17 protein-coding genes are annotated in these 13,861 nt (G+C 44.0%); all 17 read right to left on the bottom strand.

Going from position 1 to position 13,861, the window contains the following annotated elements:
* Positions 1 to 52: 52 nt before the first annotated feature.
* The 17 genes from MARME_RS22660 to MARME_RS05445 all read right to left on the bottom strand — a co-directional run bounded on the left by MARME_RS22660 (position 53) and on the right by MARME_RS05445 (position 13,860).
* Entirely contained in the window at positions 53 to 1,489 is a 1,437-nt protein-coding gene (locus MARME_RS22660) for a pectate lyase (protein ID WP_013660240.1), read from the bottom strand.
* A gap of 178 nt (positions 1,490 to 1,667) precedes the next feature.
* Entirely contained in the window at positions 1,668 to 2,009 is a 342-nt protein-coding gene (locus MARME_RS05375) for a hypothetical protein (protein ID WP_013660241.1), read from the bottom strand.
* Complete coding sequence (hrpT, locus tag MARME_RS22840) at positions 1,990 to 2,181, bottom strand: HrpT family type III secretion system protein (RefSeq protein WP_013660242.1); 192 nt, start codon at positions 2,179 to 2,181, stop codon at positions 1,990 to 1,992. The genes MARME_RS05375 and hrpT overlap by 20 nt, the downstream gene beginning before the upstream one ends.
* A 9-nt stretch (positions 2,182 to 2,190) precedes the next feature.
* The gene (gene sctC, locus MARME_RS05380) at positions 2,191 to 4,332 is read right to left on the bottom strand and encodes a type III secretion system outer membrane ring subunit SctC (protein ID WP_013660243.1); all 2,142 of its coding nucleotides are present in this window, start codon (positions 4,330 to 4,332) and stop codon (positions 2,191 to 2,193) included.
* Between the two features lie 24 nt (positions 4,333 to 4,356).
* Entirely contained in the window at positions 4,357 to 4,803 is a 447-nt protein-coding gene (locus tag MARME_RS05385) for a hypothetical protein (RefSeq protein ID WP_013660244.1), read from the bottom strand.
* A gap of 21 nt (positions 4,804 to 4,824) precedes the next feature.
* Positions 4,825 to 5,046, bottom strand: a complete 222-nt coding sequence (locus tag MARME_RS05390; protein WP_013660245.1) for a type III secretion protein HrpF — start codon at positions 5,044 to 5,046, stop codon at positions 4,825 to 4,827.
* Positions 5,047 to 5,184: 138 nt separating this feature from the next.
* Positions 5,185 to 5,622: a type III secretion system chaperone gene (locus MARME_RS05395; RefSeq protein ID WP_013660246.1), complete on the bottom strand. Its 438-nt coding sequence runs from the start codon at positions 5,620 to 5,622 to the stop codon at positions 5,185 to 5,187.
* Positions 5,623 to 5,780: 158 nt separating this feature from the next.
* Positions 5,781 to 6,320: an RNA polymerase sigma factor gene (locus MARME_RS05400; RefSeq protein ID WP_013660247.1), complete on the bottom strand. Its 540-nt coding sequence runs from the start codon at positions 6,318 to 6,320 to the stop codon at positions 5,781 to 5,783.
* A gap of 971 nt (positions 6,321 to 7,291) precedes the next feature.
* On the bottom strand, positions 7,292 to 8,398 hold the full coding sequence (gene sctU, locus MARME_RS05405; protein ID WP_013660248.1) for a type III secretion system export apparatus subunit SctU: 1,107 nt from the start codon (positions 8,396 to 8,398) through the stop codon (positions 7,292 to 7,294).
* Between the two features lie 12 nt (positions 8,399 to 8,410).
* Complete coding sequence (gene sctT / locus MARME_RS05410) at positions 8,411 to 9,205, bottom strand: type III secretion system export apparatus subunit SctT (protein ID WP_013660249.1); 795 nt, start codon at positions 9,203 to 9,205, stop codon at positions 8,411 to 8,413.
* Positions 9,206 to 9,466 (bottom strand): type III secretion system export apparatus subunit SctS, encoded by a 261-nt coding sequence (sctS, locus tag MARME_RS05415; protein ID WP_013660250.1) that lies wholly within the window; start codon positions 9,464 to 9,466, stop codon positions 9,206 to 9,208.
* A gap of 13 nt (positions 9,467 to 9,479) precedes the next feature.
* Entirely contained in the window at positions 9,480 to 10,133 is a 654-nt protein-coding gene (gene sctR / locus MARME_RS05420) for a type III secretion system export apparatus subunit SctR (RefSeq protein ID WP_013660251.1), read from the bottom strand.
* Between the two features lie 15 nt (positions 10,134 to 10,148).
* Positions 10,149 to 10,577: a FliM/FliN family flagellar motor switch protein gene (locus MARME_RS21350; RefSeq protein WP_013660252.1), complete on the bottom strand. Its 429-nt coding sequence runs from the start codon at positions 10,575 to 10,577 to the stop codon at positions 10,149 to 10,151.
* Positions 10,578 to 10,673: 96 nt separating this feature from the next.
* Entirely contained in the window at positions 10,674 to 11,468 is a 795-nt protein-coding gene (locus tag MARME_RS05430; RefSeq protein ID WP_013660253.1) for a hypothetical protein, read from the bottom strand.
* Position 11,469: 1 nt separating this feature from the next.
* Complete coding sequence (locus MARME_RS05435; RefSeq protein ID WP_013660254.1) at positions 11,470 to 12,003, bottom strand: hypothetical protein; 534 nt, start codon at positions 12,001 to 12,003, stop codon at positions 11,470 to 11,472.
* Positions 12,000 to 12,467: a hypothetical protein gene (locus MARME_RS05440; RefSeq protein ID WP_013660255.1), complete on the bottom strand. Its 468-nt coding sequence runs from the start codon at positions 12,465 to 12,467 to the stop codon at positions 12,000 to 12,002. The genes MARME_RS05435 and MARME_RS05440 overlap by 4 nt, the downstream gene beginning before the upstream one ends.
* Positions 12,454 to 13,860 carry a FliI/YscN family ATPase gene (locus MARME_RS05445; RefSeq protein ID WP_013660256.1) on the bottom strand — a complete coding sequence of 469 codons (1,407 nt, stop codon included), beginning with the start codon at positions 13,858 to 13,860 and terminating at the stop codon, positions 12,454 to 12,456. Before MARME_RS05445 ends, MARME_RS05440 begins: the two co-directional genes overlap by 14 nt.
* Position 13,861: the final 1 nt, after the last annotated feature.

The raw sequence follows: 13,861 nt of genomic DNA on the forward strand, positions 1-13,861 counted from the left end.
ACGTCCCAGAGCCATACCGCTGGAATTAGGACGTTGTTGCGAGAGGTTTAAATTACTGAATTGACAAAGAAGCGGATTCAGGCAGCTTGTACATGCCTTTCACATTCTCGGTCTCAACATTATTGGCATTGACATTAACGGTTGTACTGTCGCTCTGTACTAACGCGTGTTTTCCATTTGTCGCTGTAACGTTGTTCAGGTTGATATCCCAATCACCTTGTTGGCCACCGTTAGTTCGTACTAGCTTGCCAAAATCATCGGCTTTAAAGTTGTCGATGGTAAGGCTACCTGGAGCGTTCAATTGGAAGATCTTATCCGCTGCACCTTTTGCACTGCTGTCCTTGATCTCTACGTTACCCGCACCTTTCATGGTAAGTGCATCTTCACCAACATCGGTCCAGTGAACATTTTCTAACTTAGCGTCACCACGTGTGTGAATGCCATCGGCGCCATTGTCGCCAATCACGACATTCTTAAGTTGCGCGCCATCTTCTAATATGAAAAGAGGTTTTTGGTCTTCAGATTGACCGCCATCACCTAATGCATTACCCGCCGTGAATGTTTTACCAGCGCCGTCGAATGTTTCACCGGCTTTTACAACAATCGGCTCGTTAACGACTTGAGCATTAGATGAGGCAGTTGGGAACATCGTTGTCGCCGCTCCGCTTGCACCGGCACTGTCGCTTACACCACCCATTGACGAAGCATCACCGCCAATTGAAGGCGTTCCAGCTGCAGAAGTTGCTTCACCTGTCGAAGGTGCTGCTGCAGGTGCGCCTGAGGATGGCATTGCTCCACCAGAAAGTGGTGCGCCGCCTGTTGAAGGCATACCACCGCCTGCGCCGCCTGTTGAAGGCATACCGCCGCCAGTAGCGCCACTTGTTGGGCTTGCTGAGCCTGAGCTTGGTGATCCGAATGTGTCTTTGTTATTGTCCATCAGTTTACTAAGCAGTTCTTGAAGAGAGCCCATGCCTTCTGACGTTTGGCCGCTACCGTCTTTTGATTGACCAATCATGTCTTCTAGCAATTTCATCAACAGTTCTTTTAGTAGAGAGTCGAGGCCCTCTCCAGATTCTAGGGAGTTGGATCCTTCAGCGCCATTGAGGCCTTTTGCATTACTGCTACCATCTAAGCCATTAGTATTACCGCCATTTAGACCATTTGCTGGCGTGCCAGCGCCACCAGCGTTGCCCAAAGGAGAGTTAGCGCCGCCATTTGCACCACTTCCATTTGCACCAGCAATGGGAGAACCGTTGCCTTCACCCGCTTGACCTTCTCCCTCACCTTTTCCTTCTCCTTTCATCATTTCCATCAGAGCAAGAATGATTAGGATGAGTTTGGTTGAGTCTTCGTCTTTTCCTTCTAGAGAAGAGGCTGCTCCAGGGCTGGTCGCTCCGGCGCTCGACTGTCCCGACAGGCTAGACAAGCTATCACCGCCCATTTGCCCCATGTTAAACGATTGTGGTATTTGTAAATTTATACTTGTCATTCTGAATCTCCTATGAGAATTGACCTTCGTTTTGTTCTTTCTGTTTTGGGTTACGTGAGTGCTTTGCAAACCTGAGAACTTGGTCTTCAAGCCTATCTTGGGTGGAGTCTGAAAACTGGAAGTTCCGTTGACATGCCCAGATAGCGTGATTCAGGCACGAGTTGGGACGAATGGGAGATTAGTCAAGAACAAGCTTTTTCAATGTATCGTACAGACCGATAACCACCTCGGGGTGAGCATCTTCGCCTTCAACGCACACAAGCTTCCAGCTTCCGCTGTTAGCCCGTTGTGCGGACACTCGTGCAAAAGATTGTGCGTTATCAAAACGCTTGCGCAAGACTGTTCGAATCAATGCTTCGGAGTGGATGGTGTCTGTTATATGCAACTCTAGAATTGTCGTGCTTTCCGCCGTATCGCAATGCAAACGGCTACCACCGACAAGTGTGAGCGCATACACATCGCCAGCCAGTTGATCGTGTGCCCATTTTTCGACGGTGGGGTTATCGTGGAACGAGAGCATATTCTGTCGTGTCCTTTTCAAGATTACTTCGCATCCCCGTCCCCCACCAAATGACGAGGTTTTCGTGTGTTGAAATAGGGCGATTACAGTCGCTGATGCCGCATTGATTGCCAGATAGGGAACTACAGCCAGCAAGAAGTAAGAGAGTTAAACAGATCAGTAGATAACGCATAACAAAGCCTCAGTGATGAATGTCATGATTGCTGGAAATCAAGGAATTACGTTGTTTCTTGTTTTTATTTGGCAATCTGACGGCGAGTAATACCTCGACAGATTCCCACGGTTTGAGCATCGTATCTGGGCGAACAGACACGGCAATGGTGTCTTTATGGGAGCAGGAAGATTCGTCAAATCGATTAGGATGTGGGCTTTCGTTGCGGATCTTTCCCACTAAAATGGAGTAATCTTCGCTGTTATACCACTGGAGCTTCTTTGTATTGATTTTGAAGTGCTCACTTGGGCTACAGTAATATTCGATACCATATGGCGCAGAGGTTTGCAGTGAAAAACCGTTGGGAATGTATAGATTGATCAGCTCTTCAAAGGCTCGGCCGACTTGTGCTCGAGTAATCTTGAGAAAATCACGAGCATGTTTGTCTTTTTGAGATTCTAACGCTTCGGCCAGCATTTCTTGATCTCCTTTAGAAACGTATTGTAGAGGGTTACTTTCATTGCCGACCAGTCTTGGGGTTATGATAAAAAGTCTTTCGCGTTTCGAGTGTGCTTTGCTGGTGTAGCTAAAGAGTTTTCCTATCCCAGGTAGATCGCCCAATAGCGGAACTTTGCTTTCTCTTTGTGTGTTTTGTTCAACTTTAAAACCGCCTATAACAAGAGACCTTTCCGTTTTAATGACTGCCTGAGTACTGATACTGCCTTTGCTTACTGAAGGGGTATCGGCACCGGAATTCGATTCAATATCGCCGTCTTCAATGTCTAAGAAAAGCTGTATGACGCGTTCTGCTTCTGAGTCAATTAGCCTTGGTAGGACTTGTAAACTTGTCCCTGCGGTAATTTCAGACACGTTTGCGACGCGTTCACCGGTCGATTTAATGAATGCGGTGTTATTAAAATCGATTATTGCGGGCTGATTTTCGATTGTCAGAATAGATGGGTTCGCGACGAGTGATGCGTCTCCGTCTGTTTCCAAAGCACGAATTTGGGCAAAGAAATGATCAAAGTCCTGAATGGTGACGGTCGCAGAGGAGCCGCTCTTAAGAAATGGGTCCGCGCCTGAAGTGTTAATTTTTGCTTCGGTATTACCAGAGCCCCCTTGCCAGTTAAACCCGAGCTCAGATAGTTTTTCTCGGTCGATGTCTAAGATAATGGCGTCAATTTCAATGACATGTCTAGGCTGGTCGAGTTGAGCGATTAGATCTTCGTACATTTCTTTTCTTTCGTAATCGTCTCTAATGAGTATGGCGTTGTTTCGCGTATCGGCGCTAATTGTCGAGTTAACCTTACTGTTGTCGCTGAGTTTTGCATTGATTTCGCTGGGAGTCGCATATCGATCTGCAATTCGGTTATTGATACGGCTGATCGAGTTTTCTTGCATTGCGCTGAATGCCTCCATACTTTGAGCAGGCGACTTAAAGTCCATCGTATCGATCGCCAGTGGTGCTTTTTTGCCGCCACCGAGTAGATTACTTAACATTGAAGCGACGCCGGGAATGTTAATGGACTTGTTGCGATAATTTATGGATCGATCATCAGCGAGTGCGTATTTTAAAGGGAAGACCATGACTTCCTTTTTTTCGTCTCCCTTTTTCTTCTTACGCGAAAGAGATCTTACAAACTTAACATAGCGTTTAGGGCCCGAAACAATAACGGTACCTTCATCGGGAAGTTCCCCCCACCCAAATCTATCGTCAAGTAAGCCGATCTGAGTCAGCGCATTTTTTAAATCGGGTACTGCGTCCTCTGAGACATCGAGCAGCTCTGAGGTTTGTTCTTTTAGTGGGCTGACATACAAAGTGCCGTTGTATACGAACCAGAGAAACTTATGTTCAATCGCAAGGCGGTTTAGAAAATCTTGGGCTGAATTAGATTTGAGTTTTCCATCGACGGTGCCAGACAGTTTGTTGCTGATGGACAAGCTGACACCAAATGTATTGCAAAAAGAAGCCAGTGTTTTGCGCAGTGAAGTTTGGTTTGCTTCAAATGCAAATGCCGTTTTTTTCCACTCAGGTGGAAACGCTGCAAACGAATAGGAGCAAAACATTAAAGACAGTAAGCAGGCTTTGAAAAGTAGTCTTAGAAGCCCAGTTAAACGCTGAATAGAACGACTATCTGTTTCGAGCAAACGAAGAGCTTGACGGTACGTCATAGGTGGCCTGCTTTGATTTATTAGCTAAACGTGGCGTTCAGGCCGCGCATAGTGAAAGTTAGTGGTCAACGCCTGTCGGATGGCGAGTTCTTTGTTGTCAGAAGAGGTAAGCAGCGCTTTACGACGAGGAAGACAAACCCACGCATCTGCAAAATTCGTTATTTTTTCTATGGCATTGTGCAGCTGAGTGGTATTTACCTTTATGTCTGAAGTAAGTTCGATCGCGCATGTCAGTGCGTAGTTGCCGAATGGAGTCATGGCTGGGGAGATAAAACCCTCGTCAAACATGACGGACGCAATGTCTAATGTTTGTATCGGAGAAAACTCTGCCTCATTTATGGGCAGAACCAAGTGGCAATAAACGTCGAGTGACGCTTTCTTCAAGAGACATTGGAACTGGTCAATCGTAATATCCAGTTCCTCTTCTCCTGATATTAACCAGTTGGATAAGATTTCCGATAAATCAGTCATAAATTATCTGCTTCTTTATGTTTATCTGATTTCATTTATTATGGATTTTGCCAGATTGTGCTTTACCGTTAACTCTTGGTTTAAAGCCCAACTGGCAGAAGCATTTTGCCTCCTTGCAGAGTTAAATGCGGCAATATCATCCAGTGAAATACCTTCAACATTGGTCGCAATTTTATCAATGGCATCTTGAGTTCGCTCAAATTGAGAATCTAGCCTATTTCTTAAACCTTCTATTGATGACATACGTTCACCTCGAAAAATAATGACGTTAGATTATGTGGTTATAATTAAAAAACAGTTCCAAAAATGTAGTGTTTTATATTTATTAGAGTTGTCTAAATTATCCAAAATTAATTTAGCGTTTTCTTTATTATTTTTTAATTAAATAGGTAGGCTTTGGTTTACTGTATTCATAGATAATATTTCTAATATAAAGCTTCTTACGTCATTCACCTGTTCTATAAATGCGGTCAGCGTATTTTTAAAATGTTCTTGATCTGTTTTCTCTATATCCATCATATTGCAAAGGCATATTTGGTCGCTTTCATCAATTGCAAGCCAGCAGCCTTGCATGGCATTTATTTCAAAGTTGAGTAAGAGAAGTGCTTTCAATACGTCAGTGGAAACCTTGGTGTTCAGTTGTAGTAAAGTGCAATGCAGTATGATGCAGTTACTTTCATTTGGAACTTCGATGACGACACTTTGCTGATCTTTTGTATCGTATAGAGCACACACACCGTCTTTTAGCTCTAGTGGTGTATTAATAAACTGAGCGAAGTGTTTTATTAGGCTGTGTGCTTTTTGTTCGTTAGGTGTCATATCTTTTCAATCTCAATGTAATGTTGCTGAAAACGAGAGCGGTAACTTAAGGAAGCAGCGAATAGGTCTTCTGATTCATTAAGTGACTTCTCTCTTGTCTTAGTTCCATTTGATGTTGTGCTTTATGTACTTAAATCATTGAAATAAATAGTATATTTTCAGGCAATACATTGTTTTAACAGCTGTCGTGCTCTTGAAAGGCGGGAGCGTATTGTGCCAATTGGCACGCCTATCGAATCGGCTGCTTCTTGATAGCTGAAGTCTTTTTCTATCACCATATCGAGGATTGATTGCGTATCGCTAGGTAGTTGACTCATTGCATCAACCGTTTTTGTAAGGAGGTTTTCATGTTCAACGAGCATGGCAGGGTCTGCTTCGATCTCAGACTCTAAGTCCATTATGAGAGATTCTGTCATTTCTTCGAGTTCAGGTGCATTGTAATAACGTTTGAAATAATTTTTAGTCAGATTGGCCGCAATGCCAAACAACCATGTTTCCGGTTTTGAGTCGCCGATGAACTTATGTTGGCAGCGGATAGCTTCTAAATAAGTGAATTGGAGAACCTCTTCTGCATCTTCTTTATGCCATATTTTTTTACTAATAAAGCGTCTCAATTTTTCATTCTGATTAGAGTGAAGGTGTGCTATGTCTATTTTATTATTTTGATTATTTTTTTCGAAACTATTCAAAGTATCCATGCTCTGTCCAATATCATAATTTTCTAATTTAGAAGCTTGTTTTCTAAATGCTTCCGCTAGATTTAGAAAAACTTATATTAACTCGATATTTAAATAGTAAAAACTTATTAATCGATAGGGAAAAACTTTGGAACTGGATTTTATCGGTTTGAATGAGTTAAATGTCTGTTTTACAAGTTTCTTTACGAAAGTCTTACGATAATTTTACATTATGGAATTGATTGTTCTATTTTGGTTAATAAATATATATTTAGGTCTATATTTAATTATAATTATTTCTTTGTAAATAAAGTCCTACATGGTGGGTAATCTTATATTTTTCTGTAGGAGGGCATGGGATTATTTAAATGTAGTATAATGCATGTTTTGCTTTTATATACGATAGCCCTTATAAAGATAAGAGTGTAATTAGAAACAATCTATTTCCAAAAAATGCCTAATAGTAGACATTGCTAATTTAGAGTTTTTAGCCTAAAGAGGTTTAGGGAAGGTACGAATAAGTCTTATGAGCTTCAGTCTTATCAGAGAAACAGTCTATTAAGGCGAGAGTGAGTAGGAATGTTAATACCTTTCAATTACTCTTAACGAAGATAGGCTGTTTCTCTGAAAGACCCAAAGGGCGTGGGCTAAGCTTTCTTTAATTCTTTGTTAACTTTCTTGCCAATATGCTCAATATTGGACAGCGGCATTTGTCTCCAGACACTTGCCTCGAATAAAGAAGCGTTATCCACACGCTGAAGCCAGTGGACTTGTTCGTACCTTCCCTAGGAAAGGTACGAACAAGCCTTATAAACATCAAATTCATCAGAGAGAAGGGAGGAAAATACGCGAGTATGAATAACGGTTTTCGTTCTTTTTCTTCACGTCAATATAAGGTGCTACCGCGGTAAATATTTGAATAATGGAGTAGATATTAAGGAGGTTAGGAACTAGGGAAGGTACTCATAAGACTTGTTCACAACCTCTCTAGGCTACTGGCTTTCTAAATCGGGTATTCTTAACACACCGTCTTCCATTTTGACCGTATCCCGATCTAGTTCTCCCAATACCTGATAGATCTTTGCCACATAACGCAGCGTTGTTCTGGGGATATAGTGACCTTCCTGTTCTTTATAAAGCGTCCTAGCGAGCCATATAAAACGTATGACAGGGATGCCTTTTTCTTTGGCTTGTTCAATAAGATCTAGTGCATCTTGATCTTGTCCTTTTGTTAGAATCTTAGGCAGCGGCGTCTCCTCTGAGCGGTAATATAAGGCCACCGCAAAGTGAGTTGGATTAACGACTAAAGTATCGGCCTCGCCAAGTTCAGGCTTAGCGGAGGGAGCTGGAGAAGGTTCTTCGGTAGCTAAACGCACGGCTTCCGATTTTCGTTGTCCTTTTAAATGAGGGTCACCTTCTTGGTTTTTATATTCCTGCTTAACATCATCCTTACTCATTTTTAGGCTTTTAAAATGGAAATACTTCTGCATGCCAAAATCAATAGAAGCAATCACAATGAGCACTCCCACGCACGCACGCTCTACTTTTAGAAACAGTTCTGCTATTCCGCGCCATGTTGTATCTAAATCTGTTAATGCCAATTTACCCAATGACGGCAAGATAGGCGTCAAAATAAAATACATCACAACGCCAATCGTGATTGCTTTGATGAAGCTATTGAATAGTTCGAAGAGCTTCTTGCCAGAAAACATATTTTTTAACTGGCTAAATGGATTTAAGCGGTTGAAATCTATTTTGAGCGCTTCTGGTGCTATTAAGAAGCCAAACTGGAGCCAGCCTCCTAATAACCGAAACAATACTGCGATTCCTAATGCCATCATGACCATCGACGCGGCAATGGTTAGGCAATTCACGACGGTTGCTTGAAGTGCATATTGAAACGGTTGATTGATCATCGAGAGCGGTATTGAAGTGAGCTTTTCTAGATTTCGAACACCGGAATCCACCATGCCTAAAACGACTTCTAACAGAACGCCTAAAATCATTAGCTTATGGATGTCTTGGCTCTGCCCCACTTGACCTTTTTTACGTGAATCTTTTATTTTTTTGGGGGTCGCTTTTTCCGTTTTTTCACTCATAGTAGCCCCTTCTTATGGCGTATCAAAAAGTAAGGCTAAAAGGTGTTTTAAGTCTAATAGAGACTGGTTTCTCTCTTCGCTCAGGTAAAACAAGGTTGGGATATAGAAAATGAGAAAGCCTAAGCCTGCGAGGCACTTTATTGGCATTGCCAGTACAAACGCCTGTAGCTGAGGACTGTAAAGACTAAGCACCGACACGCCAAACTCAACGAAAAGCAGCAAAGCGACCAAGGGTGCCGCGTATAAAATGAGATCCGTAAAGGCATCGCGCAATAGAGACAAATAAATTTCAAACCCTTCAGGTGTTGGAGTTGGGTACCAAACAGTAGGTGGCCAAATGACGTAGCTGTCCCAGATGACTTGAAGCATGGCCTCGAAGCTGCCTGTTGTGATCATCAATACAATGAGTGTTTGTTTGAAAAGAAAACCAAGGGGCGTAAAATCTTGTCCAAGCGAAGGGTTAAGTTGCCCACCCATCAGCGCGCCACGTTGGTTATCGAACAAGCCACCAACGGACTCAAACAACCAAAATGGGATCGCGAGAATAATCCCCAACAGCATACCCAATGCCGTTTCTTTTAGATATAAGGTCAGCAGAGTAAACCATGAATGATCATGAGGTAGGGCCTCTTTGATGCCAGGAGCGACCATCAGCGCTAATACGACGACCAGTGCATACCTCAGCATGCCTTTGAGTTCTTTAAAAGAAAACAGCGGAATGAGCAGCAGGCAAGGGTATAAACGTGCCATACCAAGGGAAATAGAGAGAACCCAATCCGGGAGGACATCTATCGCTTCGAAGACCATTTAACGGCCCACTGTCGCGATGAGATTGAACATTTGTGTTGTGAACTGGATGATTTCCACACCAAGCCAGCGTCCGGTAATGGCCAGCGTGACCACAACGGCGACCAGCTTTATTGTAAAGGGAAGGGTTTGGTCTTGAACTTGAAGTAAGGCTTGTAAAAGCGATACGACAACCCCGACAATAACGGCGACCACTAACGGTGGCGCCGATAGCATGACCACTAAAACCATCCCCTGTTTAAACAGCGTTAAAGTATCCATTGCATTTCCTTCTCTAGATATACGTATAAAAAAGGCCGTCAAGCAATCGACCCCAGCCATCGACGAGAACGAACAGAAGGATTTTTAAAGGCAAGGAAATCGTCATTGGCGAGACCATTTGCATGCCCAATGCCAAAAGCAAATTGGACACGATAAGGTCGATGACAATGAACGGAATGTATATTAAAAAACCAATCTGAAGTCCGGCTTTAAGCTCAGATAACATAAAAGATGGAATGACTATCATCAGATCGTCCTTTGTGACTTTGCTGGCCATTTCTTTGGGCCAAAGACGCGCTGTATTGTCCATCATATGTGTTGTTACATCGGGATTGCTGTTGCGGCTCATAAAGGCCTGTAACGGACCTACGATCTTATTTGCGCTGGTTTGCATGCCTTCCAGAGACGAAAAGTCAGGCGGTGTTTCTTTGACTTTATTACCGATATCGCTAAAAACCGGTGCCATAACAAACATGGTCGCCGCTAAGGCGATGCCATAAATCGCCATGTTAGGTGGTACTTGCTGCACGCCCATTGCATTTCGGGTAATCATCAAAACCATAGAAATTTTCAGAAAGGCACTGCACACGATTAACATGATTGGTAACAGAGAGAGCGCACCTAAAAAGAGTGCGAACAACATCGGATCGACATTTCCTAAGTTCATGTTGTGATCTCTTACTTATGGTTGAATTTGATGATCAGAGGCGTGGGAGGCAGAGAGCGCAGATTGGGACTGGCTGTCGAGAAAGACATGTGTGATCTGAATGCCTAAACGACCTTCGACGTTAACCAGTTCTCCCCGCGCAATGGCTTGCTGTTGATGGTACATCGTCGCGTATCCCGCTTTCTCACCTGTCGCTACTAATACGCTGCCAATATTCAGTTGGCTAAGCTCATCAAAAGAGGCGGAAATACGACCTGCGTTAAGGGTTAGTTCCAGTGGCGCATCCGGGTACTTTTTCAGAATGGTGCTTGGTGCCGGCTCGGATTCACTTTGATGATCAGAGGCGTCAGAAACGTTGTGCTGAATGTTGTCTGCGCTTGCTGTCATACTGTCTTCAAGGGGGGCATCTAAGAGAGGGCTATCTAAGCTTTCGTCGTACATCATACGTTATCCCAATGTTCGGTCATGGGAGGAAGTCGAACAAAAGCGTTATACGCTATTTTTAACGACCTCCTCATTTTGTGAGGTCGATCCTTTTTCTTACGACCCTTTGTTGATATGAGTGACCTGAAAGCTTTGGTTGGTTCCATTGTCGATGGCTGAAACCGCAAAAGTATGGGTTGGAAAGGAGAGGACCCCGCTGCCTGATACGTCGAAGGTTTGATCCTCTAGCACGAGAATATCTCCTTTATGAAGCTCAGAAAGTTCTGAATGTGTCAGTGAGGTTGAGCCAAGCGTTACTGGAATGGAAAGGGCTAATGAGCCTAAATGATGACTCTTGTCATAATGCCAGTTGCCTGAAGTAAGCAGATGATTCAAAACATGATCGTTAAGGAAAAGCCTTGTTAAGCCCGTTAACTCTCCAACCTTCCAGTTTAGTTCGTAGGCGCTCAAAAGTGCCATATCGTCTTGTTGAGGGCGAGATTGATGAATATCGCCAAATATCGATAAAAATAGCGGGTCTAAGTTTTGGACATAGAGTTCGGTAAACCATTGATGTTCGATGCTTTCTCTCTTTTTCTCCTGACCTCGCTCTTTCCTTTGTTCTGTTTCTGGTTCAGAAATCAATGTGAAGGGCGTTGATGATAAGGCATTTAAAAACGGCTCTGCTTGGTTTGCTGGGATATAGAGTTTTCCAAGCTTTGTTTGTAAACAAACAAGTGTTTTCAACGTCGGTTTAGACATGTCAGGTGATGCTAAGCTTAATTGAAATTGGCACATGGCATTTGGCGTATTTATAAGAGGGCTTGAAAGCTGTAAGCCTAAGCCAATTTGTGAGCGTCGAAGCTGCTCATCTTTTGTTATTGAGGTGAGCGAATTTAAAAATGCAGTCATGTTAAGAGTGACCTTCTTTTAGTGATAAGCCGAGTACAACGGCTTTTTCCATCTTCTGTTGTAGGCGTTGCGAAAGAAATTGGCTTTGCTGACGCGCCAGTAATAGCGCTTCCGTGCGGACAAAAGATAAGTTCATGTGCCAAGCCTCTTGTTTCAATTTTGCATCTAAATGAACTTCACCTAAATGCGGCATCAGTATGACGCACTCAAATTCATCTCCATCAGGTGCGCTTGGAATTTGACTCGTCCATGCAGAGCCAATTGTTTCTAGCGGTTGTGTATTCGATTGCTGATAAAAGGCCAAAAAAGGCGAAGAGCTCGAATGGCAATGATTGTCGCCGTTTTTTATTTGTGGCTCCGTATGCAAGGGCGTTTCCAACAGAGAAATGAAGGCAATATTGTCGCCAGCTATGCCCTCTGGGATTGCGCTGGTGCCCCCTGAGCGGTGTGCACTTTCACTAAAAGACGTTTTGCCGACGTGTATTTTTTCGAGTTCGGAGTGACGGTTGTTTGCTTGTTGAGGTACTTGGTTCATAAGAAATCCTCTTGCGCTTCTTTGAATGCTTTTAAACGCTCGTTTTCTAAATGGCTTTGGTTCAAGTCGACCTTTGCGGTATCCAGTTGCTTTTGTGTTTTTTCAACCTGGTCATACAGATCTTGTATTTGCTTTTTGATCTCTCTTAATTCGTTCACAATATCTTGGTCTTCTTGTTGCCATTGGGACAGAGTGAAGCGTGAGATTCTTTGCTGCTTGTTTTTAGTCTTGAGGTGCTCTCGTTGCGCGAGATGCAACTCTCTGTCATCAAGTAACTTTTTTTCTTGTTCTTCGAGTCTCTTTTTGGCTTCCGCTAGCGCTCTTTTTTGCACTCGCCACTGCTTTTCACGCTTAGATAGCCGATGCGCTCGAATCGGGGTGAGTAGCTTTATTGTCGCGTCTAGTATCTCGATTTCAGGATCAACTGGCGCCTCTTCCTCGATAACATATCTAGGTCGCTGCATGTTGAGAGATACTCGAGAGAGCGTGAAGCGTATCTTGAATCGAGCTAGGTGAGCGCATCGATTGCTGGAGGAACTCTAAAATGGTTCCGTTTAACGCAACCGCTGTGTCAGTTAGCGGATCATTCCCTTGTTCGTATTCGCCTAGTCGGATCAACATTTCCACTTCTTTATAAGCGGACATGAGATTTCTGAGCACGGCAGCGGACTGGATATGGTTCGGGTCGGTGACATTTGGCATGGTTCGGCTGATGCTGCCCAGCACATCAATGGCAGGGTAATGATTTTTCTCTGCCAGTTTACGTGACAATATAATATGGCCATCGAGCAGAGATCGGACTTCATCGGCAACAGGGTCGCCAGCAATCACATCGCCTTCAATCAAGACGGTATAAAGCGCGGTGATTGACCCTGCACCTTCCATATTACCGGCGCGTTCGACTAAGCGTGGCAACATAGTATAAACAGAAGGGGGGAAGCCACCTCGTCCTGGCGGCTCGCCCGCTGCGAGTCCTATTTCGCGTTGCGCTCTGGCAAATCGGGTAAGGGAGTCAATGAGTAACAGAACACGTTTACCCTGTGCACGAAACCCTTCTGCAATTGCGGTTGCAGTGGAGGCAGCTCTTGCTCGCTCCATACTGGTTCGGTCAGAGGTAGAGCAAACGAGTACTGAGCGACTGCGCAGTTCTTCATCCAATTCGTGGTCCAAAAACTCTCGCAGTTCACGACCTCGTTCACCGATCAATCCAAAGACAATCACGTCGCATGGCATATTGCGGGCAAGCTCAGCAAGTAGCGTGGTTTTACCGCAACCCGCTCCAGCGAATACGCCGATTCTTTGCCCTTCACCTATGGTTAATAGGCCATCTATCGCCCTTACCCCTGTGGGCATAGGAGCGCTGATTCTGGGGCGTTGGGTGGGGGCAATAGCATCCCGAATCACTTTGCTGGTGTGCTCGCTTTCTTCTAGGGTGAAGGCGTCGCGCTTTCCTTGAAGCAAGCGGCCAAAGCCATCTAAAACGGACCCGAGTAATGACTCGTCACTATCAATACAATGGGCTTGATAATGAGGCATGATCGATGCGCCAACGGATATACCTTCTAATGCACCTAATGCCGATAGTAAAACAATGTCTGAGCTAAATCCGATGATTTCCGCAAGGACACGATGATTGCCACGCCCTTGGATCGTACATAAATCTCCGATCCGAGCGTCCGCAATACGACTTTCTACTAATATGCCGTTGATTTTTGTGACACGTCCTATCACTTTCACAATTGGCTCGTCTTGTACTGTCTGCAATCGTTCTGAGGACCAATTTTTTAAACGTTGTTTAATGTCGCTGTGACGTGTGTCATCGTTCGATTGCTGTGTCATGTTGTGGCTGTTTAACATT

Source organism: Marinomonas mediterranea MMB-1, from assembly GCF_000192865.1.
In the GTDB taxonomy this organism is placed as follows: Bacteria; Pseudomonadota; Gammaproteobacteria; order Pseudomonadales; family Marinomonadaceae; genus Marinomonas; species Marinomonas mediterranea.

Excerpts from the sequence above, each read along its gene's own strand:
- MARME_RS21350 (WP_013660252.1), bottom strand. The coding sequence starts at position 10,577 with ATGATGTACGACGAAAGCTTAGATAGCCCTCTCTTAGATGCCCCCCTT.
- MARME_RS05400 (WP_013660247.1), bottom strand. The coding sequence starts at position 6,320 with ATGGATACTTTGAATAGTTTCGAAAAAAATAATCAAAATAATAAAATA.
- MARME_RS05445 (WP_013660256.1), bottom strand. The coding sequence starts at position 13,860 with ATGTTAAACAGCCACAACATGACACAGCAATCGAACGATGACACACGT.
- sctU (WP_013660248.1), bottom strand. The coding sequence starts at position 8,398 with ATGAGTGAAAAAACGGAAAAAGCGACCCCCAAAAAAATAAAAGATTCA.
- sctR (WP_013660251.1), bottom strand. The coding sequence starts at position 10,133 with ATGAACTTAGGAAATGTCGATCCGATGTTGTTCGCACTCTTTTTAGGT.
- sctT (WP_013660249.1), bottom strand. The coding sequence starts at position 9,205 with ATGGTCTTCGAAGCGATAGATGTCCTCCCGGATTGGGTTCTCTCTATT.
- MARME_RS22660 (WP_013660240.1), bottom strand. The coding sequence starts at position 1,489 with ATGACAAGTATAAATTTACAAATACCACAATCGTTTAACATGGGGCAA.
- MARME_RS05430 (WP_013660253.1), bottom strand. The coding sequence starts at position 11,468 with ATGACTGCATTTTTAAATTCGCTCACCTCAATAACAAAAGATGAGCAG.
- sctC (WP_013660243.1), bottom strand. The coding sequence starts at position 4,332 with ATGACGTACCGTCAAGCTCTTCGTTTGCTCGAAACAGATAGTCGTTCT.
- MARME_RS05390 (WP_013660245.1), bottom strand. The coding sequence starts at position 5,046 with ATGTCATCAATAGAAGGTTTAAGAAATAGGCTAGATTCTCAATTTGAG.
- MARME_RS05375 (WP_013660241.1), bottom strand. The coding sequence starts at position 2,009 with ATGCTCTCGTTCCACGATAACCCCACCGTCGAAAAATGGGCACACGAT.
- MARME_RS05395 (WP_013660246.1), bottom strand. The coding sequence starts at position 5,622 with ATGACACCTAACGAACAAAAAGCACACAGCCTAATAAAACACTTCGCT.
- sctS (WP_013660250.1), bottom strand. The coding sequence starts at position 9,466 with ATGGATACTTTAACGCTGTTTAAACAGGGGATGGTTTTAGTGGTCATG.
- hrpT (WP_013660242.1), bottom strand. The coding sequence starts at position 2,181 with ATGCGTTATCTACTGATCTGTTTAACTCTCTTACTTCTTGCTGGCTGT.
- MARME_RS05435 (WP_013660254.1), bottom strand. The coding sequence starts at position 12,003 with ATGAACCAAGTACCTCAACAAGCAAACAACCGTCACTCCGAACTCGAA.
- MARME_RS05385 (WP_013660244.1), bottom strand. The coding sequence starts at position 4,803 with ATGACTGATTTATCGGAAATCTTATCCAACTGGTTAATATCAGGAGAA.
- MARME_RS05440 (WP_013660255.1), bottom strand. The coding sequence starts at position 12,467 with ATGCAGCGACCTAGATATGTTATCGAGGAAGAGGCGCCAGTTGATCCT.